Here is a 22,225-nt window from a genome sequence, read left to right as displayed (position 1 = left end):
ATAGTCGTGGCGAACGCATCGAGGGGCGGCACCCATGGGCATCTTCGACTTCCTTTCCGGCCAGTTCATCGACGTCATCCACTGGACCGACGACACCCGCGACACGCTTGTCTGGCGGTTCGAGCGCGAGGGCCACGAGATCAAGTACGGCGCCAAGCTGACAGTGCGCGAGGGGCAGGCGGCGGTCTTCGTCCATGAGGGGCAACTGGCCGATGTCTTCACCCCCGGTCTCTACATGCTCGAGACCAACAACATGCCGGTCATGACGACCCTGCAGCACTGGGATCACGGCTTTCGCTCGCCCTTCAAATCGGAAATCTACTTCGTCTCGACGGCCCGCTTCACCGACCTCAAGTGGGGCACAAAGAACCCCATCATGCTGCGCGACCCCGAGTTCGGGCCGACGCGCATCCGCGCCTTCGGCACCTACACGATCAAGGTGACCGATCCCGCCCTGTTCCTGCGCGAGATCGTCGGCACCGACGGCGAGTTCACGATGGACGAGATCCGCTTCCAGATCCGCAACATCATCGTTCAGGAAGCCTCGCGCGTCATGGCCTCGTCGGGCATCCCCGTGCTCGACATGGCAGCCAACACCGGCGACATGGGCCGCCTGATCGCGGCGGAAGTGTCGAAGGTGCTGGCCGAATACGGGCTGGTCATGCCCGAGTTCTACATCGAGAACATCTCGCTGCCGCCGGCGGTCGAGGCCGCGCTCGACAAGCGCACCTCGATGGGGCTCGCGGGCGATCTTGGCAAGTTCACCCGGTACTCCGCCGCCGAGGCGATGAGCCAGGCCGCCCAGCAGCCGGGCGGCGGGGCGGGCATGGGCGCGGGCCTCGGCATGGGCATGGGGGTGGCGATGGCCAACCAGCTGTCGGGGCAGATGGCGCAGCCGGGGCCGTGGGGGGCACCGCAGGGCTCGCCCGCGCAGGCCGCCCCGCCACCGCCCCCGCCGGTCGAGCATGTCTGGCACGTCGCCGAGAACGGCGAGACCGATGGCCCCTTCAGCCGTGCCGACATGGGGCGGATGGTCAAGCAGGGGCGCCTCAGGCGCGAGACGCTGGTCTGGACTCCGGGGCAGGACGGCTGGCTGCCTGCCGAGGACGTGCGCGAGCTCGCCCAGCTCTTCACCGTGCTGCCGCCCCCGCCCCCGCCCCCGCCGCCATCGGGTGCCTGACACCTCATGAGCACGACCGGAACGGACCACGCGACCGCCGCCGAGGCCGAGCGTCTCTTCCCCTGCGACGCATGCGGGGCGGCGATGCGCTTCGACCCCGGCCGCGGGATGCTCGTCTGCTCCCATTGCGGCACGGAGCAGGAGACGAGCGGCGGCCCGTGGCGCCGGGCCACCATCCGCGAGCTCGACTTCGAGGCCGCCCGCGCCCGGACCCTGCCCGAAATCGAGCAGGAGGAGACGCGCGTCCTCTCCTGCACGAATTGCGGCGCGCGGGTCGAGTTCGAGCCCGGCCTGCACGCCGCCGAATGCCCGTTCTGCGCCACCCCCGTGGTGACCGGCGCGGCGACCGACCGGCACATCAAGCCGCGCGCCGTCCTGCCCTTCCTGCTCGACGAGCCCGCGGCGCACGAGGCGATGGAGACATGGTTCGGCCGGCTGTGGTTCGCGCCCTCGGGGCTCAAGGACTATGCCCGCCGGGGCCGGAAGATGACCGGCATCTACGTGCCGCACTGGACCTTCGACGCCGACACCAAGAGCGCCTATCACGGCGAGCGCGGCACGGTCTACTACGAGACCCGCACCGTGACGCGCGACGGCAAGCGCCAGACCGTGCGGGTGGCCAAGGTGCGCTGGACACCGAAGAGCGGCCGGGTGGCGCGCTTCTTCGACGACGTGCTCGTGCTCGCCTCGCGCTCGCTGCCCGAGAGCTTCGCCCGCGCCCTGCCGCCGTGGGACCTCGCCGCGCTCGAGCCCTACAACCCGGAATACCTGGCGGGCTTTCGCGCCGAGGCCTACACGATCGGGCTGGAGGAGGCGTGGGACGACGCCCGTGCCCGGATGGACCGCACGATCGAGCGCGACGTGCGCTTCGACATCGGCGGCGATCGCCAGCGGGTGCACCGGATCGACACCGACGTGTCCGGCATCACCTTCAAGCACGTGCTGCTGCCGGTGTGGGTGGCCGCCTACCGCTATCGCGGCCGGTCGTTCCGCTTTCTCGTCAACGGCCAGACCGGCCGGGTGCAGGGCGAGCGGCCGTATTCGGGGTGGAAGATCGCGCTGGCCGTCGCCCTCGGTCTGCTTGCGGCAAGCACGGTCGGCTACCTGATCGCCGTGAGCGAGGGGATGGCTCCGGCGCCTGGCGGTTTCTGACCCGCCCTGCCCCGGCGACGCGAAGAGCCGATCCGCCGCGCCGGTGCGTATTTGCGACAGAAAGAAACCCAGGCCCGATAACCCCGAATTAACCGTGATGCGCGAATGTGGCGGGGCGGTACAGGCTGGCGAGCCGATGACCGTACAGGAAGAAGCCGCCCCGGCCCGCGAGCCCGTCCGCCTGTAAAGCGGGGCCGCCGGTCGGGGCGCACCCTCCAGGGTTTCTTTCTGTTCCAAATACGCAAGCCCACCCCGCGGCGGCGCCGTCGCCCTCTCCGGCGCGCCGCGGGTCGGGCCGCCCAGGGCGTGCCTGCCCAGGCCGATCTGCGGGCTTGCATGCCCCCGCCCGAACTGCCTCAATGGCAGCGGGAGGGCGAGCCGCATGATCCTTTGCTCGGGCGAGGCGCTGATCGACATGCTCCCGCGCGAGAGCGCGCAGGGGGAGCCCTGCTTCGCCCCCGTGCCCGGCGGGGCCGTCTTCAACACCGCCATCGCGCTGGCCCGGCTCGGCGCGCCGGCCACGCTCTTCACCGGCCTGTCGCGCGACCTCTTCGGGCGCCGGCTCGCGGCGGCGCTGGAGGCCGACGGGGTGGATGCAGGATTGGCCGTGCGCTCCGACCGGCCCACGACGCTGGCCTTCGTCGATCTCAGCGACGGGCAGGCCAGCTACGCCTTCTACGACGAGGCGACGGCGGCGCGTGCGCTCACCACGGCAGACCTGCCGGACGAGGCCGCCCTCGCCCCGGTGCGGGCCGCCTTCTTCGGGGGCATCTCGCTCGCGGCCGAGCCCTGCGGCGAGGCCCACGCCGCGCTGATGACCCGCCTCGCCCCCCGCGCGGTGACCATGCTCGACCCCAACGTGCGTCCCACCTTCGTCGCCGACGAGGCCGCCTACCGCGCGCGGATCGGCGCGATGCTGGCGCAGGCCGACATCGTCAAGGTCTCCGACGAGGATCTAGGCTGGCTGATGGGACCGGGCGACGCGACAGACCACGCCCGCGCCCTGATCGGCCGGGGCGCGCGGCTCGTCTGCGTGACCGAGGGCGCGCGCGGCGTGACCGCGCACCACGCGGCGGGCCACCTGCACGTGCCCGCCCGCCGCGCGCAGGTGGTCGACACGGTGGGTGCCGGCGACACGTTCAACGCCGGCCTGCTGGCGGGGCTCGACGAGGCGGGTGCGCTGACCAAGGGCTGGTTCGGCACACCCGACGAGGACGTGCTGGAGGCCGCCCTGAAGCTCGGTGTCGCGGCGGCCGGGGTCACCGTCTCGCGCGCGGGCGCCAACCCGCCGACGCGAAGCGAACTCGCATGAGGGCGCTGATCCAGCGCGTCTCCCGCGCCGAGGTGCGCGTGGCGGGCGAGCGCGTGGGCGCCACCGGCCCCGGGGTGCTGGCGCTCGTCTGCGCGATGCAGGGCGACAGCGGGGCCGAGGCCGACAAGCTTGCCGCCAGGCTCGCGCGACTGCGGATCTTCCACGACGAGGCGGGCAGGATGAACCGCTCGCTGATCGACACAGGCGGCGGCGCGCTGGTGGTCTCGCAGTTCACGCTGGCCGCCGACACCTCGCGCGGCAACCGCCCCGGCTTTTCCGCCGCCGCCCCGCCCGAGGAGGGCCAGCGCCTCTACCTGCGCTTCGCCGAGGCGCTGGCCGGCCACGGCGTGCCGGTCGAGACGGGCCGCTTCGGCGCCGACATGGCGGTGGAGTTGATCAATGACGGGCCCGTGACGATCTGGCTGGAAATCCCGCCTGCCGGGTGAGCAACCGCCCGCAAAACGGGCACGACACCCGCGCGACCGCCCATCACTCAGGCAACCGCCGCCCGAAAATCAGGCGCGCCTTGCAGCCGGGCGCGAGCGAAGACAACCTGCTCCCATGTCCGACGCCCCGCGCTTCTTCGACGAACTCGCCGCACCGGGAGGGGCCCCGCGCCCACCCTACGCGGGCTACTGCGCGTGGTTCGACGGCGAGGACATCGCGCGCCTGCGCCGCAAGGCGGCCGATGCCGAGAGGTTCTTCCGCCGCACGGGCATCACCTTCAACGTCTACGGCGCGGAGGAGGCCGACGAGCGGCTGATTCCGTTCGACGTCGTCCCCCGCATCATCTCGGGCCGCGAATGGGCGCGGCTGACGCGCGGGATCGAGCAGCGCGTGCGGGCGATCAACGCCTTCCTGTACGACATCTACCACCGGCAGGAGATCGTGCGCGCCGGCCGCATTCCCGAGCGGCTGATCGCCCGCAACGAGGCGTTCCTGCCCCAGATGATCGGCCTCGCGCCGCCGGGCAACGTCTATACCCACATCGTCGGCGTCGATCTGGTGCGCACCGGCGAAGACGAGTTCTACGTGCTCGAGGACAACGCCCGCACCCCCTCGGGCGTCAGCTACATGCTCGAGAACCGCGAGACGATGCTGCAGATGTTCCCGGAACTCTTCAGCCATATCCGCGTGCAGCCGGTGCAGGACTATCCCACGCGCCTCGCCCGCTCGCTCGCGGCCTGCGCGCCAGCGGGCTGCCCGGGCCGGCCGGTGATCGCGGTGCTCACGCCCGGCATTCACAACTCGGCCTATTTCGAGCATTCCTTCCTCGCCGATCATGCCGGCGCCGAGCTGGTCGAGGGCAGCGACCTGCGCGTGGTCGACGGGCGGCTCGCGATGCGCACCACCCGCGGCTTCACGCCGATCGACGTGCTGTATCGCAGGGTCGACGACGCCTTCCTCGACCCGCTCAACTTCCGCCCCGACAGCGTGCTGGGCGTGCCCGGCATCCTCGACGTCTACCGCTCGGGCGGCATCACGCTGGCCAACGCGCCGGGCACCGGCATCGCCGACGACAAGGCGATCTATTCCTACATGCCCGACATCGTGGAGTTCTACACGGGCGAAAAGGCGCTTCTGCCCAACGTGCCGACATGGCGCTGCTCGGAGCCCGACGCGCTGAAATACGTGCTCGACAACCTCTCCGAGCTGGTGGTCAAGGAGGTGCACGGCTCGGGCGGCTACGGCATGCTCGTGGGCCCCGCCGCCTCGAAGAAGGAGCTCGCGGCCTTCCGCGCCAAGCTCCAGGCGCGGCCCGCCAACTACATCGCCCAGCCGACGCTCGCGCTTTCCACCGTGCCCGTGCTCACGCGCGCCGGTCTCGCGCCGCGCCATGTCGATTTGCGCCCCTTCGTCCTGGTCAGCCCGAAGGGCATCGACATCACGCCCGGCGGCCTCACCCGCGTGGCGCTCAAGAAGGGCTCGCTCGTCGTCAACTCCTCGCAGGGCGGCGGCACCAAGGATACATGGGTGCTCGAAGAATGACCGTGCCCGCCCCCCTGCCCCGCTCCGGGCTTCTTCTTGCTCCAAATATCCTCCCCGAAGGGCCGCTCCGGGTCGCAGCCCCCGGCCGGGGGGGAGGCGCCTGATGCTCGGCAAGACCGCGGGGGGCCTTTTGTGGATGTTCCGCTACCTCGAGCGGAGCGAGAACACGACGCGCCTGATCGAGGCCGGCTTCCGCATCGCGCTCACCCGTGCCTCGAACGCCGACGACGAATGGGCGAGCGTCCTCGACGCCTCCGGGGCGCGCGCCGCCCACGGGCAGCGGCACGCCACGGTCACCCAGGCCAACGCGGTCGACTTCCTGCTGCGCGACCCGGCCAACCCGTCGTCGGTGCTGGCCTGCATCGAGGCGGCACGGAACAACGCCCGCCTCGTGCGCACCGCCCTGTCGCGCGAGGTCTGGGAGGCGACGAACGAATGCTGGATGGAGGCGAAGCGGCTGCTCGCCCGTCCCGTGCGCGAGCGCGACCTGCCCGAGGTGCTCGCCGCCATCCGCCAGCAATCGGCGCTCGTGCGGGGCGCGCTGCACGGCACCATGCTGCGCAACGACATCTTCAACTTCGCCCGCATCGGCACCTTCCTCGAGCGCGCCGACAACACCGCGCGCATCCTCGACGTGAAGTATTACGTGCTCCTGCCCTCGATCAGCCAGATCGGCTCGCCCCTCGACAACGTGCAGTGGGAGAACATCCTGCGCTCGGTCGGGGGCCTGCGCTCGTTCCGCTGGCTTCACGGGGCCGAGATCACGCCGCTCGGCATCGCGCAGTTCTTGATCCTCGACGGGCGGATGCCGCGGTCGCTGGCGTTCTGCACCGCCAAGATCGCGGCGAACATGGGCTATCTCGAGAAGGAATACGGCGCCCGCCATCCCGGCCACGCTCTCGTCGAGGCGCTACTGGGGCGGCTCTCGGCGGCCTCGACCGAGGCGATCTTCGAGGCGGGGCTGCACGAGTTCATCCTCGATTTCCTGTCCGACGTCGCGGGGCTGGCGGCGCAGATCGAAACCGACTACCGGTTCTACGGCTGACCAGATGCGCCTCTCGATCCACCATACCACGACCTACGGCTACGAGCGGCCGGTCTCCTTCGGGCTGCAGCAGCTTCGGCTGACCCCGAAGAGCCGGATCGGCCAGTCCGTGCTGACCTGGCGCACGACGGTCGAGGGCGGCCAGCGCGAGCTCGACTACGACGATCACAACATGAACCACGTGATGCTCGTGTCCTTCTCGGGCGACGGCCACGCGCTGACGATCACGTCGGAGGGCGAGGTCGAAACCGCCGATACCGGCGGCGTCGTGGGCAAGCACGCCGGCTTCGTGCCGCTGTGGTACTTCCGCATGTCGACGCCGCGCACCCGACCGGGGGCCGGCGTGCGCGCGCTGATCCGCGGTCTCGCCGCCGAGCACGACGACGACATCGCGCGCTTCCACGCGCTCTCCGCCCGCATCCGCGAGATCGTGCCCTACGAGACCGGGGCCACCCATTCCCATACCGATGCGGAAGAGGCCATCGCAATCGGCGCCGGCGTCTGCCAAGATCATGCCCACATCTTTCTCGCCTGCGCGCGCGCGCTGGGAGCGCCCGCGCGCTACGTCTCGGGCTACCTGATGGTCGAGGGGCAGGTCCGCCACGACGCGAGCCACGCCTGGGCCGAGGTGCATGTCGACCCGCTCGGCTGGGTGGGCTACGACATCTCCAACGGCATCTCGCCAGACGCGCGCTACGTGCGGGTCGCCACCGGTCTCGACTATGCCGAGGCGGCGCCCGTCACCGGGGTCCGTGGCGGCGGCGGCGGGGACGAGACGCTCTCGGTCTCGATCGAGGTGCAGCAGCAATAGGGCGCGGGCCGGCGTTGCGTGGAAGGAGGCGGGCGGGATGACCTACTGCGTTGGGTTGCGGCTGGACCGGGGGCTCGTGTTCATGTCCGACACGCGCACCAATGCGGGCCTCGACAACATCTCGACCTTCCGCAAGATGGCCTCGTGGGAGGTGCCGGGCGAACGGCTGGTCACGGTGATGACGGCCGGCAACCTCGCCACGACGCAGGCCGTCGTCTCGCTGCTCGAGGAGCGGTCGAAGGCGGCCGGCGAGCGGCACCCGAGCGTGCTCGAGCAGCCCTCGATGTTCCAGGTGGCGCGCGAGATCGGCCGCACCCTGCGCGAGGTGATCGCCGAGAACCGGGGCGACGGCCCCGCGGCCGAGAGCGCCTTCAACGCAACGATGATCGTGGGCGGGCAGATCCGCCCCGGGCCGCCGCGGCTGTTCCTGATCTACCCGGAGGGCAATTTCATCGAGGCCTCGGCCGACACGCCCTTCTTCCAGATCGGCGAGACGAAGTATGGCCGGCCGATCCTGGTGCGGGCCTACGACCCGTCCATGCCCTTCGCAGAGGCGGTGAAGCTCCTGCTGGTGTCGTTCGACTCGACCATCAAGGCCAACCTGTCCGTTGGGATGCCGATCGATTTCCAGATCTACGCCGAAGGCAGCTATCGCCGCGGTCCCGAGGCGCGGATCGAGGCGAACGACAGCTACTTCGCGGCGATCTCGGAGGGCTGGGGCGAGGCGCTGCGCAAGGCTTTCGCACAGCTGCCCCCCTTCGACCTCGACGGGATGTGATCCTTGCCCGGTCGGCGTGGCGCCGGGCACAACGCCCTTCGAAGGGCGTTGTGCGCGCCTGCGGCGCCGCGACCCGCCCGCACACGGCAAGCGCTGTCGCGACAGCGGCCGGCGGCACGCAGCGCGCGGAAGGCGTTTCGAAACGCCTTCCCGTCCGGCCCTCAGCCGCGGCCCACATAGGGCATCGTGGTCGCCATCAGGGTCATCGAGAGCACGTTCGCCTCGGCCGGAAGCGTCGCCATCATCCAGACGGACTGCGCCACTTCTCCCACGTCGAAGCTCGGCGGCTCGGCCTCTCCGGCCGCGCGGGCGCGCGCCGCGATCCCCTCGACGATCTCCGTCCGCGCGTTGCCGATGTCGATCTGGCCTGCCGCGATGCCGAAGGACCGACCGTCGAGCGACAGCTGCTTCGTCAGCCCCGTGACGGCGTGCTTGGTCACCGTGTAGGGTCCCGCCCCCTCGCGCGGGGCATGGGCCGAGATCGAGCCGTTGTTGACGATCCGCCCGCCCTGCGGCGCCTGCTGCCGCATCTGCGCGAAGGCCGCGCGCGCCGCAACCACCATGCCGCGCAGGTTGACGTCGATCGCCCGGTCCCACTCGTCCAGCGGCACCTCGTCGGGCAGGCCGGGCGGGGTGAAGACGCCCGCATTGTTGAACAGCACGTCGAGGCGCCCCGTCGCCCCCGCCAGCCGCGCCACGGCGCCCTCCACCGCCTGCGCCTCGGCGACATCCCCCGGCAGCACATGGGCGCCCGGCGCAGCCCCGGCCACCTCGCGGAGCGCCGCCTCCCGGCGGGCGAACAGGCCCACCTGCCAGCCCTCGGCAAGGAAGCGACGCGCGACCGCAGCGCCGATGCCGGAGGAGGCGCCGGTGACGAGGATCGTGCCGCTCATGCCTTCTCCTCCGGGGCATCCAGCGCGAGCGCCGGCGCCCGCTCAACCTTCAGATCGCCGGTGCCGAGCGCCGTGCGCGGGCGGGCGAGCGCGTAGCGGCGCACCCAGAGCAGCCGCTCCTCGGCGCGGGTGATCGCGACATAGGCGAGGCGCTTCCACAGCGGCTGGCCCGCCTCGACTCGCCCAGCCCGGGCGGCGGCGTAGAGATCGGGCGCGAAGACCTGAACATCGGGCCATTGCGAGCCCTGCGCCTTGTGGATCGTCACCGCCGCGCCGTGCAGAAAGCTCGCGCCCATTCGTGCGGCGGTGGGGATTACCGGCTCTTCCTCGCCCGGGCTCTCGATGCGGATGATCGCCGCGACCGACAGGCGCGGGTCTTCCGCCCCGATCACGTGCAGCCTGGCGAAACCCGGGTTGCGCCCGGGGCCCAGATAGACCACCTGAGCGCCCTTGATCAGGCCGCGCGCCTCCAGGTCGAGCCGCTTCTTGCGATGCTTGAGCGGCAGCTCGATCCCGTCGCAGATTAGCGGCTCGCCCGGGATCAGCTCGTCGGCCGGGGCGCCGTGGGCGGCCCGGAACGCCGAGATCAGGCGGATTCGCGTGGCGTTGCGCCAGACCAGAACCGGCGAGCGCGCCATCAGGTCGGAATCGACCCGCCCCGCCAGTTCGACGCGCGGATCGTCGGCCGCCGCGTCCTCGACCATCCGCTCGAACGTCTCGAACGTCAGGTCGGGGTCGGCGAGCGCGTGGGCGAGATCGAGGATCGGGTTGTCGCCCGCCTGCCGGTGGATGCGGTGCAGGATCAGCTTGCGCCGTTCGGGCAGGCCCTCGAACACCATGCGCGCCTCGCCCTCGCCCGCCCCCTTGACGGGCGCGAGCTGCGCGGGATCCCCGAAGAGCAGCAGCGTGGGGAAGATCTCGCGCAGATCGTCGAGGGCGCGCGCGTCGAGCATCGAGGCCTCGTCGACGAGGCCGATGTCGAGCGGCTCCTCCCGCCGCTTCCAGCCGGTGATGAAGTCGGAGCCGCGCAGGCCGGCGGCGGCAAGGGCGCCGGGGATCGAGGCGTGCTGGTCGTAGAACGCTTTCGCCCGGTCGAGGGCGACGTCACTCAACGCCTCGGTCTCGGGCCGCTCGCCCTCGCCCGCGAGCCATGCGGCGATCTTCTCGTATTCGGGGTCGTAGACGGGCGTGTAGAGGATGCGGTGGATCGTGGTGGCCGGAACCCCGCGCCCACGCAGCACCGAGGCCGCCTTGTTCGTCGGGGCGAGAATGGCCAGCGTCCGGCGGTCGCGGCGCCGCCGTCCCTCCCACTCGGCCGAGATCACGTCGACGCCCACCTCCTTCAGCGCGCCGGCGAGGCGGGCGAGCAGCAGCGTCTTGCCCGAGCCCGCCTTGCCGATCACCGCCAGCACCGTGTCTCGCCCCTCGGCCCGCGGGGTCACGCCGCCGGCGTCGAGATCGACGCCCGCACGCGACAGCGCCGCGCCGATCGCGTCCCACGCGGCGGACTGGTCATCGGAAAAGGCGAGGTCGGGGGCGGCGGCGGGCAGGGTCATGCGTCTGACCCTATCCCGCGCAGGGCCGGGGCGGAAGCGCCCGGTGGGCTCAGGCCGATTTCAACTCGGGCGCAGGCGCGGCCGCGCCGCCGAAGCTCTGCGCGACCCACCGCAGCGAGGTCGCCCGGTCGATCCCGAGCCGACCGAGGATCTTCGGCCACGCCTCCGGCTTCATCTCCCACAGGCCGACGCCGATCCGCTCGGCGCCGAAGCCCGCCGCGCCGATCACGTCGGGCTCGACCCCGTAAAGGCGATAGATCCGCTCCATCCGCCCGTCGAACACGCCGACGAAGTGTTCGAGCGCCGCCCGTGCCATCATCTCGCCCGCGCCCAGCACGAGCGCCGCGGCGGCCTTGCGCGCAGCCGGGCCCTCGGCCCGGGGCGATATGCAGAACCGGGTGCATTCCCAGATCAGGGGGCTCTCGATCCGCACGCCGCCGGTCAGGTGGGCGAAGTGGTCGTTGACCATCGTGCGCCCGATCGTCGGCAGGAAGCGCATCGAGCCGCCATGGGTGCCGTCGGGGGCCTCCCAGATCACGTAGAGCGGGTCGAGCGCGTCGTAATCGTCCTGCTCCCAGCCGCGCGCGTCGACCGAGACGTCCCAGCCGAGGCGGGTGCGGAACTGCTCGGCGCGGTCGCGGAACATCGTGTCTGCGAGACGGGGAAAGCGGGCGAGGTCGTGGGCATAGACGTAGCGCAGCATGGGCGGGCTCCTTTCCGGCGGGACGCGGAAAGGGTTAAGCCACCGACCGTTTCGGAAGCGGAACTGCGGCGCGCGGGGCGTTTACCCCCAGTTCACCGGCACACGCGCCGCGCCGGTCAGACCACGATCAGGCCGCGCGAGAGCGCCCGGGCCACCGCGTGGGTGGTGTTGAGCGCGCCCAGCTTGTGCCGTGCCGCCTCGATGTAGACCCGCAGCGTATGCTCCGAGATGTCCATCTCGGCCGCCGCCTGGGCGCGGTTGAGCCCCTTGGCGATATGGGTCATCGCGGCCAGCTCGCGCGGCGAGAGCGTGGGCGTCGGCATGTCGAAGTCGCGCTCGAATGCGAGCGCCTTCCGGTTGAACTCGTGCGCGGTGAGGATGAGGTCGCGCTGGTTCTCGGCGATGAACCGGGACCAGGCGGTGTCGTCGCAGCCGTCCGCGGTGGTGAACAGCGCGAACTGTCCCGCCGGCCCGCGGATCGGGATGGAGTAGCCCTGCGGGCCGACGCCGAACTCCACCGCCTCCTGCAGCATGGTGCGCGCGGCGCGCGACGACCAGTCGAGCTCCTTCCAGTCGACCGGATCGAAGCGCTGCAGGCAGCCGATGATCACCGGGTCCATGCGCAGGTAGTCGCGCTCGAGGTAGTGGTCGACCCAGGACTGGCTGTAGGTGCCCGCGCCGAACCGCTCGCCGCGGCTGTTCACCCAGTGATACACGACGTGCGAGATGCCCAGCCCGTCGCGCAGCGACTCGGTGGCGCGCTGCAGGCCGCCGACATCGTCGGCCGCCTGCACGATCTCACATGCCGTCTCGAACTCCCTTCGCATCGCCCTCGAACGCACCCATCCCCAGCACGACCGGACGTACCCTTTCCCGCCGGGCGATTTCTTCCACCGCGACCTGTTGCGCGTCGTCGAGCCGCTCGGCGAGATCGAACAGCCCGTTGTCGCGCGCGAAGGTCCGCAGGTCCGTCAGCACGTCGAGTATCCAGTCGTTTCGCATGACACTACGCTTCCCGAGAGGTTAACGAAAGATGAACACAACCATAGCAGGAGCGCATGACGTGCGGTATTCGCCGATCTGCACTCGCCATTTCGGGGGAGGCGGGCACGGACACGGCGCTGAAATTCCACGTGACGCCACGATACGTTAACGAAAGGACACGCCGAAACGACGACCGCCGGCGCCCCTTCGGGCGCCGGCGGCGACTCGCCTCTGCGGTGAAGTGCCGCTGGGTCAGCCACCGGCCTCGACCACGTCTTCCAGCGTGCGCAGGCCGGTGCGGGGCGCCTGCACCAGCACCGCCATGTTGCCCGGCTTGTGCTCGTTGCGCAGCATCTGCATGTGCGCGGTCGGGATCTCGGCCCAGGGAAAGACCTCCGACATGCAGGGGTCGATCCGCCGCTCGATCATCAGCTTGTTGGCGGCGGCGGCCTGCTTGAGATGGGCGAAGTGGCTGCCCTGCAGGCGCTTCTGGTGCGACCAGACGTGGCGCACGTCGAAGGTGCAGTTGTAGCCCGACGTGCCGGCGCAGATCACCACCATGCCGCCGCGCTTGCAGACGAACGACGAGACCGGAAAGGTCGCCTGCCCCGGATGCTCGAACACGATGTCGACGTTGTTGCCCTTGCCGGTGAACTCCCAGATCGCCTTTCCGAAGCGGCGGGCCTCGGCGAACCAGGCGGCATACTCTTCCGACCCGACTTCCGGCAGCGTGCCCCAGCAATCGAAATCCTTGCGGTTGATGACCCCCTTGGCGCCGAGGCCGAGCACGAAGTCGCGCTTGTCCTCGTCGGAGATCACGCCGATGGCGTTGGCCCCCGCCGCCACGGCGAGCTGGATCGCGAACGAGCCGATGCCGCCAGAGGCGCCCCAGACCAGCACGTTCTGCCCCGGCTTCAGCTCGTGCGGATGGTGGCCGAAGAGCATGCGATAGGCGGTGGCGAGCGTCAGCACGTAGCAGGCGCTCTCTTCCCAGGTCAGGTGCTTCGGCCGCGGCATGAGCTGCTGCGCCTGCACGCGGGTGAACTGCGCGAACGAGCCGTCGGCGCTCTCGTAGCCCCAGATCCGCTGCGTGGGCGAGAACATCGGGTCGCCGCCGTTGCACTCCTCGTCGTCGCCGTCGTCCTGGTTGCAGTGGATGACCACCTCGTCGCCGACCTTCCAGTTCTTCACCTTGTCGCCGACGGCCCAGACGATGCCCGCCGCATCGGAGCCGATGACGGCGTAGGGCGCCCCGTGGCCCCTGAAGACCGAGACCGGCTTGCCGAGACAGGCCCAGACGCCGTTGTAGTTGACGCCTGCCGCCATCACGAGCACCAGCACCTCGTGGCTGTCGATCTGCGGCGTGTCGACCACCTCGACCTGCAGCGCCTGGTCGGGGTCGCCGTGCCGCTCCTGCCGCAGGATCCAGCCATACATCTTCGGCGGCACGTAGCCCATCGGGGGCATCTCGCCGATCTCGTAGAGCTCCTTTTCGGGGGCGTCGTAGGTGGGAGCGTCGGTGTTCTGGTCGAGCGCCATGGGGGCCTCCTGATCGTCCTCTCGCCGCGATGCAGAATCGCGCGGGCTGTCGCGCCCTGATAGGCACAAGCGCGCAACAATGCAATCCTGATGCCGCTTCCTGCGAAACTTTATGTCGCCTCGATTTCCGGGCGCCGGCTCTCGGGCAGACTCGCCGCGCGCCGGGGCGTGACGGAGGCCGCGTAGAAGCGCAGCAGCCGCGCCTCGTCCGGCTGGGGAACGATGCCGTCGGGCCCCTCGCGGACCAGGCCGCGCAGGCGAGCCATCGCAAGGCCCTCGGCCACGACCGCTTCGGCCGGGTCGTCTGCCCCCGCCTCGGCGAGCCAGCGGCCGACGCCGGCCGTCAGCGCCGCGCGGGAAAGCGGACCGTCGGCCTCGGTCAGGGCGCGGGCGACGAGCGGCAGCGGCAGGCGCGGCATCGCCTCCTCGATCCGCGCCATGAGTTCGGCGGCGAGATCCTCCGTCCGTGTCGGCGCGTCGGCCAGCGCCAGCGGCCGGCCCATCGCCACGCCGGCGCGGCCGAAGCGGCGGAAGCGGCCCCGAAGACGCAGGCGCAACATCTTGAGCGCGAAGCCGAGCACGGTGGGGATGCGCGCCCGAAAGCGCCGCTCTCCGCTCGCGGAGGCGGCGAGCAGCACCCTGTCCTCGAGCACGCGGTCGTAGTTGAGCGCCACGGGCACGAAGACGGCCGCGCGACCGCCTGTCTCGGCCCCCTCGCGGATGTAGTTGAGCAGCCCCAGCTTTGGCGACCCGAGCCGCCCGTCGAGCGACAGCCCCCCCTCGGGAAACAGCGCCTGCGTGACGCCCGCCTCGGCCGCCATCTGCACATAGCGCGCCAGCACCCGGCGGTAGAGCTGCCCGCGCGAGCGGCGACGGATGAAATAGGCGCCCATCGCCCTCACCAGCGCACGCAACGGCCAGACCCGCGCCCACTCGCCCACCGCGTAGGACAGCGCCGAGCGCTCGGCCACGAGGTAGGTCACCAGCACGTAATCCATGTTCGAGCGGTGGTTCATCACGAAGACCACCGTCGCGTCGGCCGGGATCGCCTTGAGCGCGTCCTCGTCCACGACCTGCAGCCGAACGTCGTAGAGCGAGGTCGACAGCCATCGCGCCAGGCGGATCGCGAAGCCGAAATACGCCGCCGCCGAGAAGGCCGGCACGATCTCGCGCGCGTAGCGGCGGGCGCGCTCGAAGGCGACGTTTTCGGGAATGCGCTCGCGCCGCGCCTCGGTCTGGACCGCCGCCATCACCTCGCTGTCGTAGGAGAGGCGCATGACCATGTCGTGCCGGCGGGCGAGCTTGAACGGCTGGATGGGGGTGTGCAGGCGCCGGTTGAGCTCGGCCACAGCCCGCTCGGCCCGCCGCCGGAAGAACCAGCGCACCGACGGGAACAGGAAATGCGAAGCGAATGTCACCGCCGCGAAGGCGAGGATCAGGAGAAGCGCCCAGAGCGGCAGGGTGACCGGTTGCGTCATGCCGCGACGGTGGCAGGCGGCGCGGGCGACGGCAATGCCCGGCGTTGCGCGGACGTGCCCGTAGCGCCGGCGTATTTGAAACAGAAAGAAGCAGGGGCGGGGGAACGGGGCGGCACCAAGGACGAGACCCGCTGCGGCGGCCCGTTCGCTGCGGCGCGGCAGATTGACAATGGCAGATTGTTAGCCCTATCTGCCGCGCAAAGAAAGAATGTTGCGCAAGATGCGGAGGCGAGAGATGGCCAGCAAGTTTACCACCGAGGCGGGCGACAAGGACGACACGCGCGCCGACGCGGCCGCCGCCCGCGAGCGCGACAAGCCCTGGCTCTTCCGCACCTATGCGGGCCACTCGACGGCTGCCGCCTCGAACGCGCTTTACCGGGGCAACCTCGCCCGCGGGCAGACGGGGCTCTCTGTCGCCTTCGACCTGCCGACGCAGACCGGCTACGACAGCGATCACGAGCTTGCCCGCGGCGAGGTGGGCAAGGTCGGCGTGCCGATCGCGCATCTGGGCGACATGCGCACGTTGTTCGAGCAGATCCCCCTCGAGCAGATGAACACCTCGATGACGATCAACGCCACCGCGCCGTGGCTGCTCGCCCTCTATATCGCGGTGGCCGAGGAGCAGGGCGCCGACGTCGCCAAGCTGTCGGGCACGGTGCAGAACGACATCATCAAGGAGTATCTCAGCCGCGGCACCTATATCTGCCCGCCGAAGCCGTCGCTTCGCCTGATCACCGACGTCGCCGCCTTCTGCTACCGCGAGGTTCCGAAATGGAACCCGATGAACGTCTGCTCCTACCATCTTCAGGAGGCGGGCGCGACGCCCGAGCAGGAGCTCGCCTTCGCGCTGGCCACGGCGACGGCCGTGCTGGACGACCTCAAGGGCCAGGTGCCCGACGAGGATTTCCCGATCCTCGTCGGCCGCATTTCCTTTTTCGTGAACGCCGGCATCCGCTTCGTCGCGGAAATGTGCAAGATGCGCGCCTTCGTCGATCTGTGGGACGAGATCACGCGCGCTCGCTATGGCGTCGATAACCCCAAGTTTCGGCGCTTCCGGTATGGCGTGCAGGTCAATTCCCTTGGATTGACGGAGCAGCAGCCCGAAAACAACGTCTACCGCATACTTCTGGAAATGCTCGCGGTCACATTGTCGAAAAGGGCGCGGGCGCGGGCTGTCCAGTTGCCGGCGTGGAACGAGGCGCTCGGCCTGCCGCGCCCGTGGGATCAGCAATGGTCGCTGAGGATGCAGCAGATCCTCGCCTACGAGACCGACCTATTGGAATATGACGATCTGTTCGACGGCAATCCGGCGGTCGAGCGCAAGGTCGAGGCGCTGAAGGAGGGGGCGCGGGCGGAGCTGGCCAATATCGACGCGATGGGCGGTGCCATCGAGGCGATCGACTACATGAAGGCGCAACTGGTCAGCGCCAACGCCGACCGGGTGAACGGGATCGAGACGGGCCAGACCGTGGTCGTGGGCGTGAACAAGTATGTCGAGTGCGAGCCCTCGCCGCTCGTCGACGAGCAGGGCGGCATCCTCGTGGTCGACGAAGGGGTCGAGGCCGACCAGGTGGCGCGGCTGAACGCCTGGCGCGAGGCGCGCGACGACTCGGCGGTGACCCGGGCGCTCGAGGCGCTGCGCAAGGCGGCCGAGACGGGAGACAACGTGATGCCGCCCTCCATCGCGGCGGCGAAGGCGGGCGTGACCACCGGCGAATGGGCCGGCGTGATGCGCGCGGTCTTCGGGCAGTATCGCGGGCCGACCGGCGTGTCGCGCAGCCCCTCGAACAAGACCGAGGGTCTCGACGATCTGCGCGCCGAGGTGGATGCCGTGTCGGATCGGCTGGGGCGGCGGTTGAAGTTCATGATGGGCAAGCCGGGGCTCGACGGCCATTCCAACGGCGCCGAGCAGATCGTTTTCCGCGCGCGCGACTGCGGAATGGAGATCGACTACGAGGGCATTCGCCTGACTCCCGACGAGATCGTGGCCGCGGCCGAGCGCGAGGCGCCGCACGTGATCGGGCTGTCGATTCTCTCGGGCAGCCACATGCCGCTTATGCGCGAGCTGATGGACAGGCTGCGCGCCGCGGGCCTCGGGCACATTCCGGTGATCGTCGGCGGGATCATTCCCGAGGACGACGCGAAAAGGCTCGAGGCGATGGGCGTCGCGCGCGTCTACACGCCCAAGGATTTCGAGCTGAACCGGATCATGGGCGATATCGTGCAGCTCGCCGATCCGGGGCGCGTGGCAGCGGAATGACAGGTCGCCGAAAAGGGGACTTTCCGCGACGGGGCTAATTGTCTTTTCGGAATTTGCCGATATGTGGTCTCCCGCATGGAAGGGAGACCGATATGAAAATCGACCTCGAAAAGATGAGCCGCGAAGAGCTGACCGACCTGCGCGCCCGCGTCGACGCGGCGCTCGAGTCGCTCGCCGACCGCGAGCGCGAAGAGGCACGCAGGGCCGCCGAGGAAGCGGCGGGCAAATACGGCTTTTCGCTTGCCGAGCTTGGCGTTGCCCCCTCGGGCAAGGGCCGCGGCCGGCGCAAGGCGCGTTCGGCGGGCCCGGTCAATCCGCCGAAATACCGTCACCCGACCGATCCGAAAAAGACCTGGTCGGGCCGCGGCCGCAAGCCGGACTGGATCAAGGAAGCCGAGCAGCAGGGCAACCTCGAGAAGCTCGCGATCTGAACCCGGCACTGGCGGGCGCGACAGCGTGACACTCGCCAGACCGACCGTCGCTCACTCCTCGGCGAACTTGTCCAGAAGGTCGTCGAGGGTGTAGCGTGTGCCGACCGGCCCCGACAGGTCGGGATCGTAGTCGGCATCCGCCGGCAGGCAGCCGGGGCCGCAGACCAGCGTGGCGATCCGGTTGACGCCGTCGACATGCCACAACCGGCCGCCCGGCGTCGCCACCCAGCCGTCGACCCCCTCGTAGTGGTCGGCCTGCAGATCGCGGGCCGACGGCACCTCTGTCCACAGGTCGGCGTCGAACGCGCCATGGGTGTGCCACGAGGCGAGCGGCTCTCCCCACGCGGGCCACGGGGCCATGCAGGTCTCCTTGTCTCCGTCCTCGGCCGCCGTGGCGCGCAATTGCCCCGCCGAATCGCGGTAGATGTAGCCGCAGATCTCGATATCGTCGGCGATCGACCGGGGCTGGACCGCCGTGAAGAGCGCCAACACCAGGGCACGTTCGATGGGGCTGAATCCGGGCTCGTAGGTGAAGCCGGGCTCGGCCGGCACCAGTGCCGGCGCGGACGCCACCAGAGCGGCGACGCCCCATGCCCCTGCCAAAGCCCTTTTCCGCATTCCCACCGTTCCCGCGACGCGATAGCGGTAGGGTCGCATGCGGGCGGCGCCCGGGCAACGGGTTTGAGCGGGGGCGACAGATGACGATCCATATCGGGGCCGAAAAGGGGCAGATCGCCAAGACCGTGCTGATGCCGGGCGATCCCCTGCGCGCGAAGTGGGCGGCCGAGACCTTTCTGACCGATCCGGTCTGCGTCAACGAGGTGCGGGGGATGCTGGGCTTTACCGGCACCTGGCGGGGAAACCGGGTGACCATCCACGGCTCGGGCATGGGGATGCCGTCGCTGTCGATCTACGCCAACGAACTGATCCGCGACTACGGGGCGCAGACGCTGATCCGCATCGGCTCCTGCGGGGCGATGCAATCCGACGTGCATCTGCGCGACGTGATCCTCGCGATGACCGCCTCGACCCTCTCGACGCCGTCGCGCGGCATCTTCCGCGAGTTGAACTATGCGCCCTGCGCCGACTGGAGCCTCCTGTCGGCGGCGGCCAGGGCGGCCGAGGCGCGGGGCACGGGGCTGCATGTGGGCGGTATCTACAGCTCCGACGTGTTCTACGACGAGCGACCCGATCTCAACGAGGAGATGACGCGCCACGGCATCCTCGCCGTCGAGATGGAGGCGGCCGAACTCTACACCGTGGCCGCGCGCCATGGCCGGCGGGCGCTGGCCGTGCTGACGGTGTCCGACCACCTGCTGACCGGCGCCGCGCTCGAGGCGCCCGAGCGACAGTCGGGCTTTGCCGAGATGGTCGAGATCGCTCTCGAGGCGGCGTTTCCGGGCGCCTGAGCGGCCGCCGTTCAGCCGGCGCGCACCCGGGCCACGCGGTCGACCGCGGCGCGGGCGTTTTCGGCGATGGCCTCCCACCGTTCGGCGGCGATGTCGGCGCGCGATGCGATCCAGGTGCCCCCCACCGCGCGGACCTGCGGCAACGCCAGCCAGTCCTTCAACGTGTCCAAGGTGACGCCACCGGTCGGGTTGAAGCCGATGCCGGTATGCGCATAGGGACCGGCGATCGCCTTGAGCATGGCCGGGCCGCCCGCCGCCATGGCGGGGAAGAACTTCACCATCGCGCAGCCCGCCTCCAGCGCCTGCTCGATCTCGGAGGGGGTCATCACGCCGGGGGCGAAGGGCAGCCCGGCCTCGGCCGCCCGCGCGCGAACCGCGCGGTTCAGCCCCGGTGCGAGGCCGTAACGGGCGCCGGCCTCCCGCGCCGCATCGACCTGCGCGGGCGTCAGCACGGTGCCGGCCCCCACCAGCATGTCGGGGCGCTGCGCCGCAACGGCCGCGATCGCGTCGCGTGCGGCCGGGGTGCGAAAGGTGATCTCGGCCACGGGCAGCCCGCCCGCGGCGAGCGCATCGGCGAGGGGCAAGGCGTGGGCCGCATCGTCGATCTCGATCACTGGCACGACGCCGTGCCGGCCCAGCTCTGCAAAGGTGTCCATCGTGCCCTCCCTCGCCTGTCGGCCCCTGCTAGCGCCGGCAAAGCGCGAAGTCGACCTTGCTTCGCGCCGCGAGGGATCACCCGGGCGCGGCGACGATCCGGTTGCGCTGTCGGCCCAGCCCCTCGACCTCGGCCTCCATCACCTGACCGGGCCGCAGCCACGGCGTGTCGGCGCGGCCGAGCGCGACGCCGGGGGGCGTGCCCGTCGAGATGACGTCGCCCGGCTGAAGGCTCATCACGTGGCTGAGGTAATGCACCAGATGCGCGACGCCGTAGACCATCGTCTCGGTCGAGCCGTCCTGCATCCGCCGACCGTCGATGTCGAGCGTCAGGCGCCGGGCCTGCGGGTCGCGCACCGCGTCGGCCGTCACCAGCCATGGCCCTAGGGGCGCGAAGGTGTCGGCCGACTTGCCCTTCGTCCACTGGCCGGCGCGGTCCATCTGCCAGCCGCGGTCGGAGACGTCGTTGACCACGCAGTAGCCCGCCACATGGGCCAGCGCGTCGGCCTCGGCGACATAGCGCGCCTCGCGCCCGATCACGACGCCCAGCTCCACCTCCCAGTCGGTCTTGTCGGCGCCGGGGGGCAGGATCACGTCGTCGGCCGGCCCGCAGATCGCGCTCGTCGCCTTGAGAAAGACCACCGGTTCCGGCGGGACGGGCTGGCCCGCCTCGGCCGCGTGATCGGCGTAGTTGAGGCCGATCCCGATCAGCTTGCCGACGCGGCCGACGCACGCGCCGAGGCGCGGCGCTCCCTCTACCGCGGGCAGCGCGGCGGCGTCGAGCGCGGCGAGGCGCGCGAGCGTCTCGGGCAAAAGCGCCTCGCCGGCGATGTCGGCCACCTCGCCCGACAGGTCGCGCAGCGTGCCCGAGTCGTCGATCATGCCGGGCGCCTCCGTGCCCGCCTCTCCGTAGCGCACCAGTCTCATCCTGATCCCCTCCCCTGACGTTTCGACGGGCCTAGCGCCCGCCCTGCGCCGCCGCAAGGCGCCCGCTTGCGCCGGCTGCCGTCCCGCCTAGGCTGCACGGGCACAAGGGAGGGGCGCGCATGGCCGATATCGTCGTTCTCGGCGTCTTCAACGCCGATACCACCTACCGCGCGCCGCGGCAGCCGGCGATGGGCGAGACGATCCTGGGCGAGAGCTTCGCCCTGCGGCCGGGCGGCAAGGGCTCGAACCAGGCGGTGGCGGCCGCGCGGGCGGCGGGCCGGAGCGAGGGGCGCGTGGCGATGCTGACGAAGCTTGGCGACGACGCCTTCGCCGACCTCGCGCTGGCGACATGGGCGGACGAGGGGATAGCACCCCATGCGCCAAGGGTGCCGGGCGGGCAGACGGGGGCGGCCTACGTCTTCGTCGAGGCGGGGACGGGCGACAATGCCATCATCGTGTGCCCCGGCGCGGCGGCGACGATCACGACCGGCGATGTCGACGGCTGGGCCGACGTGATCGGGGCGGCGCGCGTGCTCGTCACCCAGCTCGAGCAGCCGGTCGACGCGGCGCACCGCGCGCTTCGGATCGCCCGCGCGGCGGGGGTGACGACGATCCTCAACCCCGCCCCCGCCGCCGCCTTGCCCCTCGGGATGCTGGCGCTCTGCGACGTGGTCACGCCGAACGCCACCGAGGCGGGCGCGCTCACCGGCCGTGCGGTAGAGACGCCCGAGGGGGCCGAAGAGGCGGCCGCCGCCCTTTGCGCAGCGGGGGCGGGCGCCGCGATCCTCACGCTGGGCGCGACGGGGGCGCTCGTGCATGACGGCGACACGGCAGAGCTGGTGCCCGGGATGAGCGCCGGCCCGGTGGTCGAGACGACGGGCGCGGGCGACGCCTTCACCGGCGGGCTCGCCGTGGCGCTGGCCGAGGGGCGCCCGCTGCGGGAGGCGGCGCGCTTCGCCACGGCGACCGCCGCGCTGTCGGTGACGAAGGCGGGCACGGTGCCGGCGATGCCCGCGCGGCCCGAGATCGACGCGTTGCTGTGCGGGGCCGGGGCGCGGCGATGCCAATGATGCCGAGCGGCGCCTCGGGCGCCGGCCGGGTGCCGCCGTGAGGCTGCCGGACCG

Annotated in this window: 22 protein-coding genes; 12 read left to right on the top strand and 10 right to left on the bottom strand. The window is 70.8% G+C overall.

The genetic code is table 11. The features are described 5' to 3' along the window. Positions 1–34 precede the first annotated feature (34 nt). The 8 genes from DLJ49_RS10240 (at position 35) to DLJ49_RS10205 (ending at position 8,267) form a co-directional block, all read left to right on the top strand. Positions 35–1,180 carry an SPFH domain-containing protein gene (locus DLJ49_RS10240; protein ID WP_115393449.1) on the top strand — a complete coding sequence of 382 codons (1,146 nt, stop codon included), beginning with the start codon at positions 35–37 and terminating at the stop codon, positions 1,178–1,180. Positions 1,181–1,186: 6 nt separating this feature from the next. Continuing rightward, positions 1,187–2,332: a TFIIB-type zinc ribbon-containing protein gene (locus DLJ49_RS10235; RefSeq protein ID WP_115393448.1), complete on the top strand. Its 1,146-nt coding sequence runs from the start codon at positions 1,187–1,189 to the stop codon at positions 2,330–2,332. A gap of 382 nt (positions 2,333–2,714) precedes the next feature. Then, positions 2,715–3,644, top strand: coding sequence for a carbohydrate kinase family protein (locus DLJ49_RS10230; RefSeq protein WP_115393447.1), 930 nt, complete (start codon positions 2,715–2,717; stop codon positions 3,642–3,644). Then, positions 3,641–4,090 carry a D-aminoacyl-tRNA deacylase gene (dtd, locus tag DLJ49_RS10225; RefSeq protein ID WP_115393446.1) on the top strand — a complete coding sequence of 150 codons (450 nt, stop codon included), beginning with the start codon at positions 3,641–3,643 and terminating at the stop codon, positions 4,088–4,090. The genes DLJ49_RS10230 and dtd overlap by 4 nt, the downstream gene beginning before the upstream one ends. A gap of 115 nt (positions 4,091–4,205) precedes the next feature. Further along, entirely contained in the window at positions 4,206–5,633 is a 1,428-nt protein-coding gene (locus tag DLJ49_RS10220; RefSeq protein ID WP_115393445.1) for a circularly permuted type 2 ATP-grasp protein, read from the top strand. Positions 5,634–5,736: 103 nt separating this feature from the next. Beyond that, positions 5,737–6,678 carry an alpha-E domain-containing protein gene (locus DLJ49_RS10215; protein ID WP_115393444.1) on the top strand — a complete coding sequence of 314 codons (942 nt, stop codon included), beginning with the start codon at positions 5,737–5,739 and terminating at the stop codon, positions 6,676–6,678. 4 nt (positions 6,679–6,682) lie between these two features. Continuing rightward, a complete protein-coding gene (locus DLJ49_RS10210) occupies positions 6,683–7,489 on the top strand; it encodes a transglutaminase family protein (protein WP_115393443.1) in 807 nt (268 codons plus the stop codon). Positions 7,490–7,526: 37 nt separating this feature from the next. After that, on the top strand, positions 7,527–8,267 hold the full coding sequence (locus tag DLJ49_RS10205) for a proteasome-type protease (protein ID WP_115393442.1): 741 nt from the start codon (positions 7,527–7,529) through the stop codon (positions 8,265–8,267). Between the two features lie 161 nt (positions 8,268–8,428). Here DLJ49_RS10205 and DLJ49_RS10200 read toward each other — a convergent pair whose 3' ends face one another. The 7 genes from DLJ49_RS10200 to DLJ49_RS10170 form a co-directional block, all read right to left on the bottom strand. Further along, entirely contained in the window at positions 8,429–9,160 is a 732-nt protein-coding gene (locus DLJ49_RS10200; RefSeq protein ID WP_115393441.1) for an SDR family oxidoreductase, read from the bottom strand. After that, entirely contained in the window at positions 9,157–10,716 is a 1,560-nt protein-coding gene (locus DLJ49_RS10195) for an AAA family ATPase (RefSeq protein ID WP_115393440.1), read from the bottom strand. The genes DLJ49_RS10200 and DLJ49_RS10195 overlap by 4 nt, the downstream gene beginning before the upstream one ends. A gap of 49 nt (positions 10,717–10,765) precedes the next feature. Then, positions 10,766–11,419: an acyl-homoserine-lactone synthase gene (locus tag DLJ49_RS10190; RefSeq protein ID WP_115393439.1), complete on the bottom strand. Its 654-nt coding sequence runs from the start codon at positions 11,417–11,419 to the stop codon at positions 10,766–10,768. A gap of 116 nt (positions 11,420–11,535) precedes the next feature. Further along, the gene (locus DLJ49_RS10185) at positions 11,536–12,246 is read right to left on the bottom strand and encodes a helix-turn-helix transcriptional regulator (RefSeq protein ID WP_115393438.1); all 711 of its coding nucleotides are present in this window, start codon (positions 12,244–12,246) and stop codon (positions 11,536–11,538) included. After that, positions 12,218–12,397: a hypothetical protein gene (locus DLJ49_RS10180; RefSeq protein ID WP_199533343.1), complete on the bottom strand. Its 180-nt coding sequence runs from the start codon at positions 12,395–12,397 to the stop codon at positions 12,218–12,220. The genes DLJ49_RS10185 and DLJ49_RS10180 overlap by 29 nt, the downstream gene beginning before the upstream one ends. A gap of 258 nt (positions 12,398–12,655) precedes the next feature. Beyond that, a complete protein-coding gene (ccrA, locus tag DLJ49_RS10175; protein WP_115393436.1) occupies positions 12,656–13,942 on the bottom strand; it encodes a crotonyl-CoA carboxylase/reductase in 1,287 nt (428 codons plus the stop codon). Between the two features lie 110 nt (positions 13,943–14,052). After that, on the bottom strand, positions 14,053–15,420 hold the full coding sequence (locus DLJ49_RS10170; RefSeq protein WP_115393435.1) for a 1-acyl-sn-glycerol-3-phosphate acyltransferase: 1,368 nt from the start codon (positions 15,418–15,420) through the stop codon (positions 14,053–14,055). A gap of 235 nt (positions 15,421–15,655) precedes the next feature. Here DLJ49_RS10170 and DLJ49_RS10165 point away from each other — a divergent pair, with 235 nt between their 5' ends. Next, positions 15,656–17,680 carry a protein meaA gene (locus DLJ49_RS10165; protein WP_115393434.1) on the top strand — a complete coding sequence of 675 codons (2,025 nt, stop codon included), beginning with the start codon at positions 15,656–15,658 and terminating at the stop codon, positions 17,678–17,680. A 92-nt stretch (positions 17,681–17,772) separates the two neighbouring features. Continuing rightward, positions 17,773–18,111: an H-NS histone family protein gene (locus tag DLJ49_RS10160; RefSeq protein WP_115393433.1), complete on the top strand. Its 339-nt coding sequence runs from the start codon at positions 17,773–17,775 to the stop codon at positions 18,109–18,111. Between the two features lie 51 nt (positions 18,112–18,162). On the opposite strand, the gene DLJ49_RS10155 is transcribed toward DLJ49_RS10160, so the two are convergent. Beyond that, positions 18,163–18,768 (bottom strand): DUF4329 domain-containing protein, encoded by a 606-nt coding sequence (locus DLJ49_RS10155; protein WP_115393432.1) that lies wholly within the window; start codon positions 18,766–18,768, stop codon positions 18,163–18,165. A 41-nt stretch (positions 18,769–18,809) separates the two neighbouring features. On the opposite strand from DLJ49_RS10155, the gene deoD reads away from it, so the two are divergent. Continuing rightward, positions 18,810–19,520, top strand: coding sequence for a purine-nucleoside phosphorylase (gene deoD / locus DLJ49_RS10150; RefSeq protein ID WP_115393431.1), 711 nt, complete (start codon positions 18,810–18,812; stop codon positions 19,518–19,520). A gap of 11 nt (positions 19,521–19,531) precedes the next feature. Here deoD and eda read toward each other — a convergent pair whose 3' ends face one another. After that, a complete protein-coding gene (eda, locus tag DLJ49_RS10145) occupies positions 19,532–20,176 on the bottom strand; it encodes a bifunctional 4-hydroxy-2-oxoglutarate aldolase/2-dehydro-3-deoxy-phosphogluconate aldolase (RefSeq protein ID WP_115393430.1) in 645 nt (214 codons plus the stop codon). Positions 20,177–20,252: 76 nt separating this feature from the next. Beyond that, positions 20,253–21,101: a fumarylacetoacetate hydrolase family protein gene (locus DLJ49_RS10140; RefSeq protein WP_115393429.1), complete on the bottom strand. Its 849-nt coding sequence runs from the start codon at positions 21,099–21,101 to the stop codon at positions 20,253–20,255. A 119-nt stretch (positions 21,102–21,220) separates the two neighbouring features. Here DLJ49_RS10140 and DLJ49_RS10135 point away from each other — a divergent pair, with 119 nt between their 5' ends. Next, positions 21,221–22,171, top strand: coding sequence for a ribokinase (locus DLJ49_RS10135; protein WP_115393428.1), 951 nt, complete (start codon positions 21,221–21,223; stop codon positions 22,169–22,171). The last annotated feature ends 54 nt before the right edge of the window (positions 22,172–22,225 follow it).

The sequence above is a fragment of the Rhodovulum sp. 12E13 genome (assembly GCF_003340565.1).
Classification (GTDB): Bacteria; Pseudomonadota; Alphaproteobacteria; order Rhodobacterales; family Rhodobacteraceae; genus HLUCCA09.
Note: the sequence above shows the minus strand (reverse complement) of the source record. Positions and strands in the feature narration are given on the sequence as shown.